Annotated in this window: 21 protein-coding genes; all 21 read right to left on the bottom strand. The window is 51.8% G+C overall.

Going from position 1 to position 18,705, the window contains the following annotated elements; translation table 11 throughout:
- Nucleotides 1–12: 12 nt before the first annotated feature.
- Complete coding sequence (locus tag H5T67_11685; GenBank protein MBC7245968.1) at nt 13–1,101, bottom strand: hypothetical protein; 1,089 nt, start codon at nt 1,099–1,101, stop codon at nt 13–15.
- Nucleotides 1,102–1,150: 49 nt separating this feature from the next.
- Complete coding sequence (locus tag H5T67_11680) at nt 1,151–1,507, bottom strand: helix-turn-helix transcriptional regulator (GenBank protein ID MBC7245967.1); 357 nt, start codon at nt 1,505–1,507, stop codon at nt 1,151–1,153.
- Nucleotides 1,508–1,530: 23 nt separating this feature from the next.
- Nucleotides 1,531–2,697, bottom strand: a complete 1,167-nt coding sequence (locus tag H5T67_11675) for a trypsin-like peptidase domain-containing protein (GenBank protein ID MBC7245966.1) — start codon at nt 2,695–2,697, stop codon at nt 1,531–1,533.
- 20 nt (nt 2,698–2,717) lie between these two features.
- Nucleotides 2,718–3,974 carry a trypsin-like peptidase domain-containing protein gene (locus H5T67_11670; GenBank protein ID MBC7245965.1) on the bottom strand — a complete coding sequence of 419 codons (1,257 nt, stop codon included), beginning with the start codon at nt 3,972–3,974 and terminating at the stop codon, nt 2,718–2,720.
- Nucleotides 3,975–3,999: 25 nt separating this feature from the next.
- Nucleotides 4,000–4,935 carry a DnaJ domain-containing protein gene (locus H5T67_11665; protein MBC7245964.1) on the bottom strand — a complete coding sequence of 312 codons (936 nt, stop codon included), beginning with the start codon at nt 4,933–4,935 and terminating at the stop codon, nt 4,000–4,002.
- Nucleotides 4,936–4,970: 35 nt separating this feature from the next.
- Nucleotides 4,971–5,435 carry a nucleotide exchange factor GrpE gene (locus H5T67_11660; protein ID MBC7245963.1) on the bottom strand — a complete coding sequence of 155 codons (465 nt, stop codon included), beginning with the start codon at nt 5,433–5,435 and terminating at the stop codon, nt 4,971–4,973.
- A gap of 133 nt (nt 5,436–5,568) precedes the next feature.
- Nucleotides 5,569–5,826 (bottom strand): hypothetical protein, encoded by a 258-nt coding sequence (locus H5T67_11655; GenBank protein MBC7245962.1) that lies wholly within the window; start codon nt 5,824–5,826, stop codon nt 5,569–5,571.
- A gap of 120 nt (nt 5,827–5,946) precedes the next feature.
- Entirely contained in the window at nt 5,947–7,947 is a 2,001-nt protein-coding gene (feoB, locus tag H5T67_11650; GenBank protein MBC7245961.1) for a ferrous iron transport protein B, read from the bottom strand.
- Nucleotides 7,914–8,189, bottom strand: coding sequence for a ferrous iron transport protein A (locus tag H5T67_11645; GenBank protein MBC7245960.1), 276 nt, complete (start codon nt 8,187–8,189; stop codon nt 7,914–7,916). Before H5T67_11645 ends, feoB begins: the two co-directional genes overlap by 34 nt.
- Nucleotides 8,186–8,875 carry a metal-dependent transcriptional regulator gene (locus H5T67_11640; GenBank protein MBC7245959.1) on the bottom strand — a complete coding sequence of 230 codons (690 nt, stop codon included), beginning with the start codon at nt 8,873–8,875 and terminating at the stop codon, nt 8,186–8,188. Before H5T67_11640 ends, H5T67_11645 begins: the two co-directional genes overlap by 4 nt.
- Before the next feature lie 234 nt (nt 8,876–9,109).
- Complete coding sequence (locus tag H5T67_11635) at nt 9,110–10,264, bottom strand: 2-oxo acid dehydrogenase subunit E2 (GenBank protein MBC7245958.1); 1,155 nt, start codon at nt 10,262–10,264, stop codon at nt 9,110–9,112.
- Between the two features lie 87 nt (nt 10,265–10,351).
- Entirely contained in the window at nt 10,352–11,335 is a 984-nt protein-coding gene (locus H5T67_11630) for an alpha-ketoacid dehydrogenase subunit beta (protein MBC7245957.1), read from the bottom strand.
- A complete protein-coding gene (locus H5T67_11625) occupies nt 11,335–12,306 on the bottom strand; it encodes a thiamine pyrophosphate-dependent dehydrogenase E1 component subunit alpha (protein ID MBC7245956.1) in 972 nt (323 codons plus the stop codon). Before H5T67_11625 ends, H5T67_11630 begins: the two co-directional genes overlap by 1 nt.
- 28 nt (nt 12,307–12,334) lie before the next feature.
- A complete protein-coding gene (locus H5T67_11620) occupies nt 12,335–13,300 on the bottom strand; it encodes a sugar-binding transcriptional regulator (GenBank protein MBC7245955.1) in 966 nt (321 codons plus the stop codon).
- Between the two features lie 26 nt (nt 13,301–13,326).
- Nucleotides 13,327–14,352 carry an alcohol dehydrogenase catalytic domain-containing protein gene (locus tag H5T67_11615; protein ID MBC7245954.1) on the bottom strand — a complete coding sequence of 342 codons (1,026 nt, stop codon included), beginning with the start codon at nt 14,350–14,352 and terminating at the stop codon, nt 13,327–13,329.
- 15 nt (nt 14,353–14,367) lie between these two features.
- On the bottom strand, nt 14,368–15,660 hold the full coding sequence (locus H5T67_11610; protein MBC7245953.1) for an NAD(P)-dependent oxidoreductase: 1,293 nt from the start codon (nt 15,658–15,660) through the stop codon (nt 14,368–14,370).
- The gene (locus tag H5T67_11605; GenBank protein ID MBC7245952.1) at nt 15,644–16,033 is read right to left on the bottom strand and encodes a PTS glucitol/sorbitol transporter subunit IIA; all 390 of its coding nucleotides are present in this window, start codon (nt 16,031–16,033) and stop codon (nt 15,644–15,646) included. Before H5T67_11605 ends, H5T67_11610 begins: the two co-directional genes overlap by 17 nt.
- A gap of 340 nt (nt 16,034–16,373) precedes the next feature.
- Entirely contained in the window at nt 16,374–16,757 is a 384-nt protein-coding gene (locus tag H5T67_11600) for a PTS sorbitol transporter (GenBank protein ID MBC7245951.1), read from the bottom strand.
- 71 nt (nt 16,758–16,828) lie between these two features.
- On the bottom strand, nt 16,829–17,368 hold the full coding sequence (locus tag H5T67_11595; protein ID MBC7245950.1) for a PTS glucitol/sorbitol transporter subunit IIB: 540 nt from the start codon (nt 17,366–17,368) through the stop codon (nt 16,829–16,831).
- 11 nt (nt 17,369–17,379) lie between these two features.
- Nucleotides 17,380–17,919: a PTS glucitol/sorbitol transporter subunit IIC gene (locus H5T67_11590; GenBank protein ID MBC7245949.1), complete on the bottom strand. Its 540-nt coding sequence runs from the start codon at nt 17,917–17,919 to the stop codon at nt 17,380–17,382.
- Nucleotides 17,920–18,007: 88 nt separating this feature from the next.
- Nucleotides 18,008–18,487, bottom strand: a complete 480-nt coding sequence (locus tag H5T67_11585) for a hypothetical protein (GenBank protein ID MBC7245948.1) — start codon at nt 18,485–18,487, stop codon at nt 18,008–18,010.
- Between the last annotated feature and the right edge of the window lie 218 nt (nt 18,488–18,705).

Genomic DNA, 18,705 nt, shown 5'->3' with positions numbered 1-18,705 from the left:
GCTCATCGTTTGCTAATAACGCAGAATCGCGCCAATATGCCCTGCCTGCGCCAAGTGCTCGTTGTCTGTTACCGTTTCCACTTTGCCCCCAGCCTCGATGACCCGCTGCATCACACGGTTTACTGCACCGCGGATTGGGTGAGGCTTACCTCCGCAGAATGGGCATTTGGCAATAGGTTCTGCACTAACATATTGACAGCCATCGCATAGATAGCCGTCGCTTTCAAATCCTTTCTCCACTACTAGGATGTGGGCACGTCCTTGATGGACGACATAAAAAGTGTCCGCTAAGCCAGTTACAGCACCTGCCCCTTTGGCCGCTGCTGTAATGAGATCCTCCACGAGTTTGCCTTGCCGCTCGTTCTCCTCAGCACGGATGAGTTCCGATGAACGTTCCATCACCTCGGTTGCAGGAGCGGTCACATCCAAACCCAGAGTGCCGATGATCTGCTTCTGCAGCGCTTTGGGCAGCATGGCGCGGAAACGGGCTAGTGTCTCATCCGCACCACCTAAAATAATCCCTTTGCAGTGGTTGTCTTGGCAGAAGCGAGTTGTTGCTTCGGCAGCCAGCTTCAAGTTCTGCTCCGCCTGCTTATCAACATGGCGTTGATAGCGGGCTGCAGCGAATCCGCCTTGTTTGTGACGCTTCAGGTCCTGACCGATCCATTCGCTCTTTTCCTCGATTTGTCCCAGATGCAGGAGGAAGAAGCGTGCACTCTCGCGGTCGACCAGCACTACACCATAGCGATCGTAGCGATCCAGGAAATGGCTGAGCGGCTTAAGGTAAAGCCTGTCACCGGTGTGGGCTTCGCTTTCGATATGAGCAGCCAGTGGGTAGACGCGCCAAAAATCCTGGTCAGCCGCAGAGAAGATAGCGACCCCCTTGGCCTGCCAGTCATATTCCAGGTCAAAGAAACGCTCGACTTTGGCTAGGTCTGTGTCTGATGCCGAGCTCCTCACCCTTTCCAGCAAATCACGTAGGATCAATTTGCACTTTTCCTTAGGCTGTTGGGTGAGGTCCGTATCGAGATATAGGCTTATTGCCGGCAGACCTCTGCTCACAAAACCTGCTAGTTCTTGAAGCTCCTTCTCCGTAATCACGAGTTGACCTCCTTGTAGTATCTTTTGTTCAGCAAGTGTAAAGAGCGATTCATCTCTCCCCAATGGCTATCCCGCTGCTAAGTAGACGTCGTCGCAACTCTTCAATCTCAGCTTCGAAAGAAGTGCGCAATGCGTCCATCTCAGCCTGCAATTGTTCAATGGTATCTGTCAGGCGCATGATCACTTCCACACCCGCCAGATTCACCCCTAACTCGTTGGTTAAGCGACAGATCCTCTGCAGCCGCTCGATGTCTCTCTGAGAGTAAAGGCGTATATTCCCTGGAGAACGAGCTGGTACCACCAATCCGATACGCTCGTAATAGCGCAAAGTCTGTGGGTGTAGATTGACCATTTGAGCCGCAATGCCGATCACGTAACAGGGATCATCAGGGCTTCGATAATCCATAGCCAGCTTCCTCCAGTTTCCTTCTACCTAGGTTGTTCTCCTAATATGGCTTGTACGGTCATTTCACGGCTGTCCCGGATAATGGTTAGCTCTACCTGCTGTCCAACCTCAGTTTCTGTTTCTAGATACTTGATGAGATCACCGATTTCTTTGATTTTCCTACCATCAATGGCGATCAAAATGTCCCCGCCTACAGCAATGGTATAGCCGTTAATTCTTACCCGGCGCTGCCCACCACGCAACCCAGCACGCGCAGCAGCCTGACCAGGCGTCACCTCAAGGATCAACACCCCCCGCTCTACTGGCAAATTGAGTGCTTCGGCTAGTTCTGGGACGATAGTCAGACCTGTAATTCCCAACCAGGGATGGGGATAATAACCTTTCTCGATAATGGAGTTGACGACACGGCGTACCGTGTCCACCGGAATCGCAAAGCCTATCCCCACCGAACCACCACTAGGTGAATAAATAGCAGTATTAACACCGATCACCCTGCCTTGCGAATCCAAGAGCGGCCCACCCGAATTGCCCGGATTGATGGCGGCATCTGTCTGAATGACGTTGTAGATAGTGCGCCGCCCCTGACCAAGATCAAGGGGCCTGCCCAGCGAGCTAATCACGCCAGTAGTCAGCGTGCGGTCCAGCCCAAATGGATTCCCAATAGCGATGGCTCTCTGTCCGACACGTAAATCAGCCGAAGTTCCCCATTCGACCGGCTGCAACTTATCGGCAGGAACGTCAATCTTGAGCACTGCCAGATCGTTTGCTGGATCTGTTCCCACCAATTTTGCTTCGACGGAGGTTTCGTCAGATAAAGTCACGACAATCTTTTCCGCATTTTCTACAACGTGATTGTTCGTGACAATGTGTCCTTCTTTATCTATGACGAATCCAGAACCAGTGCCTTCTTGGGGGATTGCACCCCAGAAGAAATCTCGTACGATCACACGGCTGGTAATATAGACCACGGCAGGACTGACGCGAGCGTACACATCAATTACCAAATTCTCTTCTATGTCTGCAACTTGTATTGCTGTTGCTGGCAATGGCGTAGGAGTAACCACGATTACGATTGGTGTAGGCGTGAGCATGGGTTTTGGCGTGGGAGTGACGCGGGGTGATATGCCACAACCCGTTACTGCCACACCCAACAAAGCAACGAGTATCCATAGCATGATGTTCCGTTTCATTGCATCCCTCCTGCCTATTTTTATTCCCTAGGCCTTTCGCCAAGCTTCACTTTTACCACACGTTCCTGGCCATCCCTAATAATGGTCAGATTTACCTCTTGCCCGACCTCTGTGTGACGCAGGATGTAAACCAGTATGTCCTCGAATTGCTCGACCTTTTGTCCATCAATAGCGATAATCACGTCACCGCCAATCTGAACCTTACGGCCAGCTTTTTGTACCGTCTTGCTGCTACCACGCAAACCTGCCTTGTCGGCTGGGCTTCCAGGCGTTACCTCCAGGATAATAGCGCCACGTTGCACGGGCAATTTCATTTCCTCGATGATATCAAGCGAAAGATCAGTACCACTGATACCAAGCCAGGGATAGGGATAGTAGCCATCTTTGATCAGTTTGGGCACGACACGCTTCACTGTGTTTACCGGTACAGCAAAGCCGATACCCGATGTATTTGGGTCGTATGCCGTATTCACCCCAATCACTCGGCCCTGTGAATCAAGCAATGGACCACCTGAGTTGCCAGGGTTGATGGCGGCATCCGTTTGAATCAGCTCTGGTATGGTGAACCGTGCACCAATAACTACCGAGGCCCGCCCTAAGGGGAGGCTACGGCCAAGTGCGCTGATAATGCCCGTGGTCAGCGTCCCGCGTAAACCAAACGGATTGCCAAGGGCAATAGCGCGCTGTCCGACCTCCAATTTGTCCGAATCACCTAATTCAACGGGATGGAGCATCTCTTCTGATACATCCACTTTGATCACCGCTAGATCGCTATCTGGATCTGTTCCAATGACTTCCGCACGCACAGTAGTACCATCGTGAAAGGTAACCTGTAACTCTTCGGCATTCTCTACTACATGGTTATTCGTCACGATGTGGCCCTGTTTGTCGATAACGAATCCAGACCCGGCACCCTCCTGGTAGAATTCTTTGGGGCTCTGTGGGATATTCGGGAATCCTGGGACCTGGGGAAAAGTGAATCCCTCACTGCTAACCCGCTGAACCACGCGGATATGTACCACGGCCGGGTTCACTCGCTTGTAGATATTGATGAGCAGCAACTCCTCGGCATCTGCCTCTTGGATGATCTCTGCGGGCAAGGGCGTTGGCGTGGCGACTACCAGCTCAGGTAAAGCGCGCACAGCCACGGTTGGTGTGGGAGTTGGACGCGACAAGCGGCCACAAGTGGGCAACCCACAGAGGCCACAACCCGTCAAAGACAACACGAACAAGCTAATCAAACCTATAAAACTCCACTTCTTCATGTTCATTCTCATCGCAAAACTCCTTCATTAAAGGCGATCAACGACTTCGCAGCGAAGCCAATTGTGCAAATAGCTCCTTTTCCTGCTTCGTCAGCCCCCGCGGCAAGACGATCTTTGCTTCTGCATAGAGATCGCCCTTGACATCTGGATTCTTCAGATTGGGCATACCCAAACCTTTGAGGCGGAAGCGCTTGCCACTCTGCGTTTCTGGAGGTACTTTGAGCATGACCTGGCCTTTCATAGTAGGCACAGCGACTTCGCCGCCAAGGACAGCGGTATAGAGATCAATGGGTACTTCGCAGTACAGATCGTCCCCCTTGCGCTCAAAAATCTTGTGCGGCAAAACCGAAACCCTCAGGTAAAGGTCACCCCTTTGCCCGCCACCGATTCCGGGAGCGCCCTCTCCAGCTATACGCACGCGCGAACCTGTGTCTACGCCCGCTGGGATCTTGACCTCTATTCTGCGGTTATCCAACTGCAAGATCCTTGTAGTGCCCGTGTAAGCCTCCTCAAGAGTAATTTCAACGGGGTGCTCCACATCGCTCCCACGACGTGTACGTGTTTGCCGTACGTATTCTGCACCACCCATATCCCCGAAGATGCTGCGGAAGAAATCGGAAAAGCCACCTCCGAAAAGATCGCCCAAGTCCCCATATTCCACGTGCACGCGCGGGCCGCCTCCCGGTTGCCCACCAGCAAACCATTGGCTCCAGTCGAAGCCGCGTGGATCTCCGCCCATGCGTTGCCATTGCTGCCAACTCGCGCCCAGTTCATCGTATTTTTTACGCTTTTCTGGGTCGCTTAATACTTCGTAAGCTTCATTGATCTCTTTGAAGCGAGCCTCAGCAGCCTTGTTTCCTGGGTTTACGTCAGGATGGTACTGGCGAGCCAGTCGGCGATAAGCTTTCTTGATTTCTTGTTGGCTGGCAGTCTTGTCTACACCTAATATTTTGTAATAGTCCTTATACTCCATACCGCTTACCCGTATCCCTTAATCACGCAGTGTCTTCAGTCTGTTGGCTTGTCATTATTGGTCTTTCTTACCTGCACACGCGCTGGGCGCAACAACCTGCCGTCGAGCATGTAGCCCTTCCGGTATTCAAAAGTGACTTCGTTCTCTCTGCCAGCGCTATCGGTTAATTCTACAGCCTCATGGATATTGGGGTCGAAAATCTGCCCCACTGCCGGCAAGGTTTGGGCACCCTCTTGGGCAAGGATTTTCTGCAGCTGTTGGTAAGTCAATCGTATGCCAGCGCCCAGTGGGTCATCAGCATCTGCGTATTTGAGGGCTTCCTCCAATTGGTCGCCCAATTCGACAAAATAGGTCAGCAGACGCTTCTTCTCCTGCCACATGCGTTCTTCGCACAAGCGATCCAGACGCTTGCGCATGTTCTCTGACTCCGCTAAAGCGCGTAGGTATTTGTCACGATTTTCGGCAGCCTCTTTTCTAGCCGTCTCAAGCTGCTCTTGCAACTTCTCTTGTTGTTCCCTATTTTGAGAGGTGTTATTCTCGCCCATACCCTAACCTTAGTCTAATTATTGGCAAAGACATTTTACAACTTTAGTGCATCATTGTCAAGATTTTTGCAGCAATTCATATAAATGTCTAACACTGCGCTATCCGTCGCCCCGCTTCTGTCAGTACCCACACTTGGCCCGCTCTACCAATGCCACAAGCGCTGCTGATGGGGCAATGCTCGCAGGCTTCGCTGCATTTGCCACTCAGGGGTTGCAAATAGCCTAAGCGCACCAATTCTTCTATCATGCTCTCTAAAAGAGCCTCGCTGACATCCAATTGCTGGGCAAGTTGCTTGAGGCTGTGCGTACCGCCAGTACTAATAATGTGCAGGATTTTTTCTAGCATAGGACCTATCCTTTCAACTGGTGAAGCGATACATAGCTTCGATAAGAAGGCATTCTCATGTGGCGCCCATGCAATCGTCTGCAAGGAGGCATATCCCATGGAGAGGTAGGTGAGTTGCGGTTATCCAAAGAGCAAACGGGCAATTTGATAACTGAGCAGCCCGCCCGTTAGCGAGATGACAAGCAGGAGTAAAACGCTGAATAGCGTCCACCGCCACGAAGCAGTCTCTTGCCTTATCGCGCTCAATGTGCCCACACATGGAATAAACAGCATCTGTGTGACCAGAAAGGCCAGAGCTGCCGCTGGGGTCAAAATGGTGGGCAGGATTGCTGCCAGGTTTGCTTCATTCCCCTCTGTGCCAAAGAGCACACCTAAGGTCGCAACGGCGTTCTCCTTGGCCACGAACCCACTGAGCAAGGCTACCATCATGTGCCAATCCAGGCCCATGAGTCTGCCAATAGGCTCTATCAATCTTCCAAAGGCTGCTAAAAAACTGCTTTCGATATCCCCACTGGGCAATGTGGATAAAGCCCAGATGACGATCGAGGCAATCAGGATAATCGTACCTGCTTTGGTCAAGAAGGACAGCAGTCGCTGCCACACTGTCAGAGCAATGGTACGCCAGTTGGGGAGATGGTATAGAGGGAGTTCCATGATGAATGCGATGGGCTCTCCCTTGAGAACCAACTTGTTTAGAAACAGACCTAAAACGGCAAGAACTATCAAGTTGATAGTGAGCAATCCCCACGAAACAGCAGTTGGTGTCGCGAAGAACACAGGCGCCAGAAAAGCTACGACGGCCATGCGCGCCGTGCAAGGAACCAGTGGAGAGAGAAGAATGGTCAAGAGACGGCCTCGCTCCGATTCAATGACGCGCGAGCCCACCACAGCCGGCACATTGCAGCCAAATCCTAGGAACAGGGGCAAAAAGGATTTGCCATGTAGTCCCATTAGGTGCATAAAGCGGTCCATGACATAGGCTCCTCGTGCCATGTATCCCACGTCTTCCAGAATGCCCAGCACAGCAAAGAAAATAAGCAAAATAGGGAAAAAGGTCAGGACGGTACCTACTCCACCAATGAACCCGTCCACCACCAAACTGGTCAACCAGGATGGTGCAGAGGCCAGCACCGTAGTGGCTAGACCAGCCAGCGTATGCATGATATACAGGTTTAATAATTGTGTGATCGGTGAGGCAATGGTATACGTCAACCAGAAGGTCAAACCCAGGATGCCGGCAAGGATGACCAACCCCCACACAGGGTGAGTCGCCCAACGGTCCAGTCGGTCTGTCAATGAGATCTGCCCTGTCTTGGGCTTTATTACGGCTGCACGAACCATGCGCCCAATCCAAGCATACCGTCCGCTGGCCACAGCAACACAGGCGTCCTCATGCTGCTTGATCATCTGATATACTTCACCCCAGATTTCAGGGGGGAGCCGCGCCTGCATCATCTCCATTAATTGCTTATCGCCTTCTAGGATTTTCATTGCTACCCAGGTCTTGGGATATTCTGGAGGCACATGGTCAGCAACGAGGGCTTCGATGCGTTCCAAAATCTCTTTATGATCTGCACGGATATCAGGTACAGTCGGAGCGTAGGATGCTCTATTGCATATAATCTCCTGGATGCGCGCTAACAGTTCTTTGATACCTTGCCCCTTGGTTGCGACCATAGGCACGACAGGAATTCCTAGGGCTGCTTCCAACACATGGGGTTCTATCTGCAGTCCTTGTTGCTCGGCCACGTCCACCATATTGAGGCCGAGGACAACGGGCACAGGCAAAAACAATAGCTCCGAAACGAGGTAGAGATTGCGCTCAAGGGCTGCTGCATCTACAATGGCCACAACCACATCTGGTCTCTCCTTGATAATGTAGTCACGCGCAATCAACTCCTCTGGCGAGTTGGCGCTCAGACTATACGTGCCGGGCAAATCAATCACATCAAAAGTCCAGTCTTCCCAGTGGCACGTGCCGGTCTTTTGTTCGACTGTTTTGCCTGGCCAATTGCCCACGTGTTGGTTCAGGCCAGTGAGCAGATTGAATATGGTGCTCTTTCCTACATTGGGTTGTCCGGCCAGAGCTATTCGGACGGATTTTCTTTCGTGCATTGACATGGATGTTCTTTCTCCACGCTAATCAGGATTTTCTGTGCTTCCCCCCGACCCAATGCGATACGCGTATCACGCAGGCTGACAATCAGTGGCCCATGGCCCAGGTTTTGCAGCATTTTGATCTCAGTCCCTGGCGTGAAGCCAAGCGCAGCCAGGCGACTGCGGAAGCTATAGCCTCCGAGCAGTTCCCGAATGAACGCAGTTTCTCCTGCCTTCAGCGCGCTGAGAGGGTAGGTGTTGTTCATGAATGAGTTCCTCCAGTCTTCTGTTCTTCTTGCTCCACCTGCAATGTGGCGGCTACAGAGCGATCCAAGGCTACTCTTTTGCCGTTGACTTCGACCAAAATGCTATCTAGTGCAACAGCCAATACGCGCAAAGAAGCACCAGGCCGCAGCCCTTGGGCAGCTAGAAAGGCACAGGTCTCCTCATCCGCTGTACAGCGGACATAGCTTCCCATCTGTCCTGCCTTGAGATCTGTTAGCGGGCTTACGAGAGCCAAGGTGAACTCGCCTGAGGGGGTGGGAATGGGTTCGCCTTGTGGATTGAAGCGGGGCCGGTTTAGAAACGCATCCAAGCGCTCAATGACCTCATCTGGTGTATCGTGCTCCAGTCGGCAGGCAGTTTCGTGGGCTTTTTCCCAGCCTATCTGCAAATGCTCCACTAAGAAGACCTCCCACAGGCGATGGCTCCGCAGGATACGCGCCGCTAGTTGCTTCCCGGCTGGGCTGATGGAGACGCCCTTGTAGGGGATATAAGTCACCAGCCCTTCGTCCTGTAACTTGCGGCACATTTGGTTGACAGAGATGGGAGAAACTGCCAGTACTGCAGCCAGTTGGGAGAGGGGGACAGGCTGTCCTTGTGCCCCCAGACGAAGGATATTGACCAGGTACATTTGGATGTTTTCACTTAACGCCGAAGGGTTGTCCATCATATTAGTCTTACCTTTAAGATTCATATCTAAAAATTTTAGGCTTTCCTTAAGTTTACAGCATCTCTTAGGAAAAGTCAAATCGGCAAGAGGGTGTTGAAAAACGAAGTATTCACGCGGTTTATACTGGCGGGGGTACACTATCTTTGCAAAATAGCGCAACAAAGGAATGATTAAGGGCGCGCAAAATGACTTACAATATTCTGCGCTGGCCGTGATCGCCGCCCAGGGAAGCTCTTAAGCCAATCTTTCCAGCGTGACCTTGAGCTCTTGTAGGAAATTGGCCACTGCCACACCATCCAAAATACGGTGGTCAGCGGAGACGGTGAGAGTCATGATTGGCCGAATGTGGATTCCATCGTCAATAACTACCGGCCGTTTTACAATTGCTCCGACAGCCAAAATAGCGGCTTCGGGGGGGTTAATGATCGCGCGGAAATAAGGTATACCAAACATGCCCAGATTGGAGATAGTGAATGTGCCGCCGGTGACATCATCCAAGGTGAGCTTGCCGGCACGCGCTCGTCTGGTCAACTCATTGATCTCGGCATCAATGTCTGCCAGCAGTTTGGTATCTGCATTTTTAACCACTGGGACGATCAATCCCTCGTCAGTAGCCACAGCCACGCCGATGTTGATATCATCCAGCAGCACAATTTGATCGCCCTGCAGCGTTGAATTCAAGAGAGGATGCTTGCGCAGCACACGAGCCACAACGTGAACAAGCAAAGCAGTATAGGAAGCACCATAGCGTGCCTTTTCTGCTGCGCTCATATCCACCTCAATCGAGAGGGCGATATGTGGAGCTTCTCGTGCGCTTTGCTGCATGCGTTCGGCAATGATCCGTCGCCGACCAACGAGAGGAATAGCCTTTGCTTCGCGCACAGGCAAAGGCACTGGTGCTGCAGGGCGTTCTGCAGCCTGCAGAACATCGGCTTTGGTGATGGCGCCACCCGGACCCTTTCCGGCGATTTTGGCCAAATCTATGCCATGTTCCCTCGCTAACCGACGCGCCACTGGGGTGGCTTTGATTTTCTCTGGAACCCCCGGAGTCGCTTTCGCCTTGGACTCCACTACAGGCTCGTGTCTTTCGACCTCGGCCACTACCTCTGCTGATGGAGCAACAGCTGCTCGCTCAGCAACGATTTCCTCACCAGGCTCTGTAATGTAGGCAATGACTTGCGTGACTGGCACGACATCGTTGGGGAAAGCTTTGATTCCTTTCAGCACCCCGGAAGCAGGCGCCTCGACTTGTAAGTTGACCTTATCGGTCATCACTTCCAAAAGAGGCTCACCTTTTTCCACATGGTCTCCTTCTTTATAGAACCACTGCACGATCGTGCCTGTTTCTTGTGTCATGCCTGTCTTGGGCATAATGACTGGTGTAGCCAATTCACACCCTCCTAATAAATGACAAATGACCAAATCTCAATGACAAGATGGAGCTGTTTGGGATTTTCGCATCGGGTCTTGGTCATTCTATTTGTAAGCCATTAACTCACGTGCTGCAGCGATTATGTTCTCCACTTGTGGTACAGTGTGATACTCCAAATTGCGGTTGTAGGGGATGGGAATATCCAACCCTGCCAACCGCCGAATCGGAGCGTTGAGGTACATAAAAGCAGGTCCCTCGCTGATCATAGCGGAAATCTCGGCTCCAAAACCACACGTTTTGTACGCTTCATGTACAATGAGCACACGCCCGGTTTTTATCACTGACTTGGTGATTGTTTCCGCATCATAGGGTTTAAGGGTGCGCGGATCGACCACTTCGACTTCTATACCCTCCAGTGCCAGTTTCTCAGCAGCTGCCAGTGAACGCATGACCATTACCCCTGTAGCAACTATGGTGATGTCACGTCCCTCGCGTTTCACTTCTGCCACACTCAAAGGCACCGTGTAAGGTTCTTCGGGCACAGGCCCTTTCATACGATAGAGGAGTTTTTCCTCGACTAATATCACGGGATTGGCATCGCGGATGGAGGAAATGAGCAAGCCTTTGGCATCATAGGGAGTACTTGGCATCACCACCTTGAGCCCAGGGACATGTACAAACCAGGCTTCTAGGCTCTGGGAGTGCTGTGCGGCCGCGCCAGTACCTGATCCTGCCGGCGTCCGCAAAACCATCGGCACCTTGGCTTTGCCGCCAAACATATAGCGTGTCTTGGCCGCTTGATTGACCAACTGCTCCATGGCTAGGGTTGTGAAATCCATGAACATGATTTCCGCGACCGGTCGCATGCCCGTCAAGGCTGCACCTGCGGCTGCACCTGCAATTACCCCTTCGGAGATAGGCGTATCGCGGACACGCTCGGGTCCAAACTCTTCCAAAAGTCCCAAAGTCACCCCGAATGCGCCTCCATAAATGCCAATGTCCTCGCCCATGAGAAAAACATTGGGGTCTCGCTGCATTTCCTGACGTAGTGCCTCACGAATCGCTTCGGCATAGGTGATTTCACGCATCAGGCGTACACTCCCTCATGGATTTCTTCGACGCGTGGCTCCGGACTGGACTCAGCAAATGCGACCGCATCTTCGATCAACTGCTGAGCCTCATTTGCAATCCGCTGCGCTTCCTCCGTTGTCAAGACACCTTGCTCGATCAAATAGGCTTCCAAGCGTGCTATCGGGTCTCTCTTCTTCCATGCCGCAACTTCTTCGCGTGTACGGTAACGCTCTTGATCGCTTTTGGAATGACCTTTCCAGCGGTAGGTTTTGCACTCAACCAGCGAAGGTCCCTGGCCATGGCGGGCTCTATCCACTGCCTCCACTACTGCAGCGTAGACAGCAAGGACATCATTGCCATCCACTACTTTGCCTGGCATGGCATAGGCTGCAGCCCGCTCAGCGATATTTTCGATGGGGAAGGCTCGCGCCACCGGCATGGACATGGCATACTGGTTGTTCTCGCAGACAAACACAACGGGCAACTTCCATATTGCTGCCAAGTTCAGCGATTCGTGGAAAATACCCATATTCGCTGCGCCATCGCCAAAGAAGCACAACACCACTTGACCAGTTTTGCGCAGCGCAACACTCAAAGCTGCCCCTACTGCCGTAGGGATTCCACCGCCTACGACCCCTGTTGCGCCTAGGTTGCCCGACTCTACATCGGCAATATGCATGGAGCCACCCCGCCCGCGGCAATAGCCGGTCTCCTTGCCCAGGAATTCAGCCATCATTAGTTTTACGTCTCCGCCTTTGGCAATGCAGTGTCCATGCCCGCGGTGAGTGCTGGTGATGTAGTCATCAGGCCGTAGCGCGGCTATGGCGCCCACTGCCGTTGCTTCCATGCCAATGGAAAGGTGCATTGTGCCATGAACTTTGCCCAGTGCAAACAACTGATCCGCTTTCTCTTCAAAGGCACGTATTGTGCGCATCTTACTCAACATATCCAGAAGTTGCTCTTTGGTTAATTCTATCCTTTTCTCCATGTCTTAACTCTCTGTCTACGGGACATGGCTACGTAATATCCGCCAACCGCAACACCTCTTGAGCTGCAGCATCATCGGTAACCAGAATGTCTACAAAACCCCCGCGTAACGCTCCTAGAATCGCTGGGGCTTTTTCTTTCCAACCGGCAACAGCAAACACACATTTCACCTTGCGCAGCGAAGGCAAGTCTATGCCAACAATACGCCGATGGAGTTCTAGAGGACAGATACGTCCTTGTATGTCAAAGTAATAGCCACAGAAATCACCAACGGAACCGGCACTGGCAATAGCCGCAAGCTCATCTTTGGTAAGATAGCCCGCACGAATCAATCCTGAAATTTCCGGATGTACCGAACCGATTCCAACCAATGCTAGGTCTGCCTGACGTGCCAGATTCAGTGTTTCACGCACATTGCGCTCTTGGAGCAAAGCTTCCCGCACAGCAGCGCTTTCCACAATGTGGGGCGCGTGCAAGTACCGAAACTGCCCACTAAGGGCTTCCGCTAGTCGTCTTGCTAGCTCAGGCCCATCGATGTGCGGATTAACAGCCCCAATGCCTCCCATCACTTGTACCACTAATATATCTCCTATGGATATAGGTTGGAATGCATTCACGACTTCATAGAGTGCCCTTCCCCAACCTATGCCCAAGATCATATTTCTGTGAAGCAAGTTTTTCAACTGCTCTGCTGCCAAGGCCCCTATATCTTGCAATACCTGATTAGGTTCATACAAGCCACTACAAAGCACATGAACACTCTGTAAATGAAACCTATCGCGCAATTCTGCTTCCAAAGAAGCCATAGTAGGCAACGGATGTCGGACTCGGATCTCAACAATGCCCAGCCGCCGTGCTTCACTAAGCAACCGTGATACGTTAGAACGGGAGAGTTGCACTCGCTGTGCCACCTCTTCCTGTGTTAACCCTCGTTCGTAATACAAGCTTGCCACCTGAATGAGCAAGCGAAGCCGCTCATCATAGGATTCCCGCACCTATCGGCTCCCTAAAAGATTTGTACCTAAACCATTCGTACGATGACCTTCAAACCTTGCTTACTAGCTACCAAATCAAAAGCTTTCTGAACATGTCCCAAAGGAATGACGTGGCTGATTAATAGCTGTACGCGTACCATGCCATAACGGATTAGCTTAAGCGCAGTGCGAAAGTGATGGGGTGTAAAATCGTGGCTTCCAGTTACAATAAGCTGTTTGTAATGCACCACGTTTGGGTCTACCGGGATATTGGACGAAGGGTATACGCCGGCGAATATGTTTATCGTGCCACAAGCTCCCACCCATTCCATGGCCTGTGTTATAGCTTGTGGGATACCAACCGCCACAATTACTGTGTTGGCGCCTCTCCCTTCAGTCAGTTCCAGAACCCTCTCAGCCGCGTCATTTATCGAAGGATCGAATACATCATGTGCGCCCAACTGCAGTGCCACTTTACGTCGAGTAGCCATAGGATCGCTAACAATAACCCTCGCCCCTTTAAGGCGAGCTAATTGCACGTGCAACAAGCCAATAGGACCTGCGCCAATGATGAGAACATCATCTCCTAGCTTTATGTTACTCATAGTAATACCATTGAGGCAACAGGCCAAAGGTTCTGTAAAAGTAGCTTCTTCGTAACTGACATTGTCCGGAATATGATGCAGATTGGAAGCCGGGGCTATTCCATATTCACAGAAGCCACCTCGTACCCGGTCGTGTGCTGTATTGACACAGTAGTTGAACAGACCCTGGCCGCAATAGTAACAATGCCCACAAGTTACACGCCAACTAGGCACCACACGATCACCCGCTTTAAAGTCTCTGACTTCGGCCCCAACTTCTACCACCTCACCTGCCCACTCGTGTCCTGGGGTCAACGTGGCTGGTAGTTGCCCCATTCGTTTGCCAGTGCCAAGATAGTTACGTAAGTCACTCGGGCAAATGCCGCAGGCGTGAATACGTATCAGAACTTCGTCTGCTTTCTGGACGGTGGGCATCGGTACATCCACTACCTGGATATCTCGCAACCCACGTAATTGAGCTGCACGCATACTCTGAATCGTAACCTAATCCATATGATCCTGCAGTGCTCGCAGGTGGACAATCATAGAAGAACGGTCCAGTTCTACTTGATCATAGGTTATTGGCTGACCCTTTGCCACATCCTCTTTTAGCACCGCTCCCTGTGCCAGCCCCAGAGGGAGTAAGCGCTCCATCGCGGCAATGTCGGCTCTCTCAATAGAGCCATAGAAGGTAAACTGCCCTATGCCATCCAGTTTTTCACCGGCTTTCAGATCCCTCTTGGCAATGGTAATCGTCTCCGCAACTGGTTTGTGAACCGTTGCAATGGTCGTCTCGCCCAACAACACAGCCCGTGCCACTGATAGAGGTGTCTCAAGATTGGCCAGATGATACGGCCGATAGAGAACCCAATTCGGTCCACTTCCTAGATGCAGATATTGCAAATCCTCAACAACGGTTCTATTGTCTGTGGTCACGATGACAAAAACTCCTGGCGCAACTGCCCCTAGAGCATAGTCCACCACGCCTTCGCGCTTGAGAATACCTCCCTGTGATTTCAAAGAGAACAGAGTAGGTAGTTGCTCAACTGTCGCCACAGGGCCATGCATCCCGCGCACATCAGGAACCAAACCGGTGGCATTAGCCAAAGCCGTCATCTCAACCATCGTCTTTGTGCCGTCCACAAAGGCGGTCAGCATCTTAGCGCTCATCTTCTTGCTAGCAGCTTCTGCGGCAAGTTTGTCCGGAGTCGCTTCCCGATCCAGCGGGTTGTTCTTTCCCTTCCCAGCTGCTACAATACGAAAGCCCATCGCTTTGGCAAAGTCATAAAGCTCCTTCGCGGCTCCTGGCTCATCCCCTGCCGATACAGTATACACAACCCCGGCGCTATCAGCAAGCCGTCTGAGCAAATAGCCAACAGTGACATCAGTCTCCACGTTTAGCATAATGATATGCTTCTTATTGAGGATCGCGCTAAACGCGACCTTCGCTCCCACCTCTGGCACGCCTGATGCCTCGACAACCGCTTCGACGGTAGACAGCCTGGTGAGCAGCACAGCATCATCACTTGCCACCCTCTTCCCCTGCTGCAGGGCTTTTTCGGCTGCTGCTGCATCCTTGGCAACCACAATATCCTCGGCGGATACGCCAGCGTCTTTGTAGGCCAACACCACACGGTCGAGGATAATGTCAGCAACTGCCACGACCTGAATGCCCTGCATCATCTGTTCAATCTGTATAATCATCCCTCTGCCCATCTGGCCCGCGCCTACCAGAGCGAGGCGAATCGGGTTGCCAGTTTCGTGCCTCTGGCGCAAGCCGTCATTCAATCTGCTCATATTTTTCTCCCTTTTTTGACATTACCATTTCATCAACTATTCGAATGGTCATTCCTACTTCTATCGGGGGCAAAGCCTTGTCTTCGACACAAACATCTCCTGGTAATTCTGCGCTGCTCTTACCATTGCATTTCATGATTAGGTGTCCCAATTCACGAATGTTATCATTGGCAACATTTCCCACCGCTGTCACACGGTACTGTTCATTGCCAATGAGAATATAGTCACCCGGGCAGACCTCTTCAAAGAAATCGCTTGGTTCGTGCAGAATAGAGAATTCCGCCAGCTCTGGTGGCGCTCCATATTTAAAGAAAACCAGAATCCTGGCAGCAATAAACTCTGCTACTAGAGGACCGATCTCCACTACGTGCATCTCATACTTGGTACGCAAAGTATCATCCACCTTTTGGAATGTTACAACATCCTTACAAACATTCAGCTACTCCTGACCACAACGGTGCTCACACGTAATGAAGGCCTTGACAAATCTTGATACCACCTACAAATGCCAGCTAGTCACGGCAGCAATAGTGCGTATCCACCCCTTAGCACTAAGAGGAGCCTTGGTCAACCCAGTACTACCACCTAAGCACTAACAGGGGCCTAGAGGGCGACAAAATCCCTCTAGGCCCCCTGTCTCGCGCAAATACCCAATTGTCGCTTAATGCTATACTATGTAGATTGCACTATGGGCTTTCTCGTGCAACCCGTGACTATTCTTCGATCACGGTGATGTCTTCAGATCTAACTCCGGACACAAAGAGGTCAGGCGTAATGAACTTGAACAGGGGTCCGGATGGCTTCGTTCCAATAATGTCCACAGTAGGCACTTTCTTCATCGGATACACGCCTACCCTGGCAGTTCCTCCACAATCTATCACTGCGCAGGCAATTTGCTCGAAGGGAGCCCTAGAGCGGAACCCGTCAAACGGCGTGCCCCCACTAAGCTCCGCAATGCGTTGTGCTATTGGGTGGATGCCACCACCCGTGACCGAATAGATCAGATCCTTTCCGGGCTTGGGCTCGATAATTAGCGGCCCACCCCAGCCAGCGGGGCCATGAACGATCTTGACCTTGCGATACTTCTTTTCAGACATAACGATTGTAACCTCCTGCTTATTCATTCAGCAGGGGCTGCTGTGTCAGCCCCTGCTGCTTTGACAACCTCTTAGCGGTACATCCCGATACTGGCCAGCCAGCCTATAATCACAGTGATGGGGGCGGTGATGAACCGAGAGAACAATACCGCCGGAACACCGACCTCCACAGTCTCGGGCTCAGCTTCACCCAGCGATAGACCAACCGGGATAAAGTCGCAGCCCACCTGTGGGTTGATTGCCCACAGCGCAGGCAGTGCGTACTGCGGCGGGATGTTACCTCGTCCAATCTCCACACCAAGCAACGTGCCGATAATCTGGGCAATAACCGCGCCGGGACCAAGCAACGGGGAGAGCACGGGCAGACCCACGATCAAGGACATAAAGATTAGCCCTGGCACGCTTGACGCCAATGGCGATAGCGTATTGGCAATGATGTTGCCAATTCCTGTCTTCAGGATGATACCAATCACCATGGCGATAAAGGCCATAAACGGTAGGATGTTGGTAACAATCTGGTCAACCGAGTCGCGCCCCGCCTGGTAGAGTATCCCTACTACCTTACCAGCGCCTCGGCCGATCTTCTCTAGTAAGCTAGTGATCGCTTTCATTAGTATCCTCCTTACTCTGCCCTAGCTCTGCGAGCCCACAGGATGGCTGATATCCTCTCCGTAACAATGCCGCGGATCAAGATCACAACCAAGCCTGTAAGAGCATAGCGGATGGCAAGGTCACCCAGATTCAGACCCAAATCTTGAACGCCCTTGGCGATGCCTAACCAGACGAACAGCTCGCCCGGGTTAATGTGCGGGAACAAACCCAGTGGCGGATGAACGTACGATACTGCAGCGTCATAGAAAGCTGGCTTATACTTCTCGGGCAAAAACTTGCCCATAGTATAGGCCATGGGGTTGGTGAAGAAGAAACAGGCGAGAAAAGGCAGAACAACGTAGCGCAAAGGATAGTACAGCGCGCCCTCACCTGCCGCTTTCTTGGCCACACCCTCAACCCTCTGAGGCCCCACCAAGGCAACGAAAGCGTTGACCGCTGTCATCAGCACAACCAGTAGAGGTACAATGCCAGTGACGAGGCTTACGAACACCTTGCCACCCTCCTGGAATAGGCCGATGAAACCAGTAGCAAGATTGGCTAGAAACTCCATTGCTGTCCTCCTTATCGTTATGATGAATCTAGTAGTGTCACGCAACTGCTCAAAAACTACGTCCCGCACCGAACTCTTATTGTTTGTCTTAAACAACCACCTCCTTTCTAGCCTCTTTGGGAGCTACGCCACTATCTGCCTGTTCTACTCCCAACTGTGGGGCGCCCTCATTCCTGTTCATCTCGCCCTCAAGTGAATCAGTGGCGGCATGCTCCCTAACCAATGCCTCCGCAGCCATCCTGAAAGCGCTATATAACTTGGGGGACAAACCTGCTACGGGGCCGGAAAACAGGTCACTGAGTGTATAGCCGACCAACGAATCCACTGGCCGCAACTGAGCGAAAACAGTAAAACCGGTGAGTTTTTCCGCACGAACAATACGATCCTGTTCATCTACGGCCAATACGGCATAGGCTTTCGTGCGATAAATGCTGCCTGATACCCCTACTGCACAACGTCCCAAAGTCCTCAGTTGCTGTATCCTGCCGTAGAAACGCCTCGCTTGCCAAAAAGAACCCACCCCTTGCAAAGTCCAGGCCACAACCAAGAGAGCTAAAAATACGCCCATTGAATGGCTCAAGTGTCCTCACATTTGTGCAAATATTTCACATTTGATTTCATTATAGCACAGAATCATCAATTTGTCAATACGTCGCGTACAAGTAACTGTTCAGATTTGAGGTAAGAAATTTCAGCTTCGAGGTTAAGGGCCTTGAGCAAGCATACTGAAGCACTGCGTAAGGGGATTGAGCCCACGTGCTTTCCACGTTTCAAAGAGACTGGCCA

Source organism: Chloroflexota bacterium (assembly GCA_014360905.1).
In the GTDB taxonomy this organism is placed as follows: Bacteria; Chloroflexota; Anaerolineae; order UBA2200; family UBA2200; genus JACIWX01.
The sequence above is the reverse complement of the archived record's forward strand: the minus strand, read 5'-3'. Positions and strand labels throughout refer to the sequence as shown.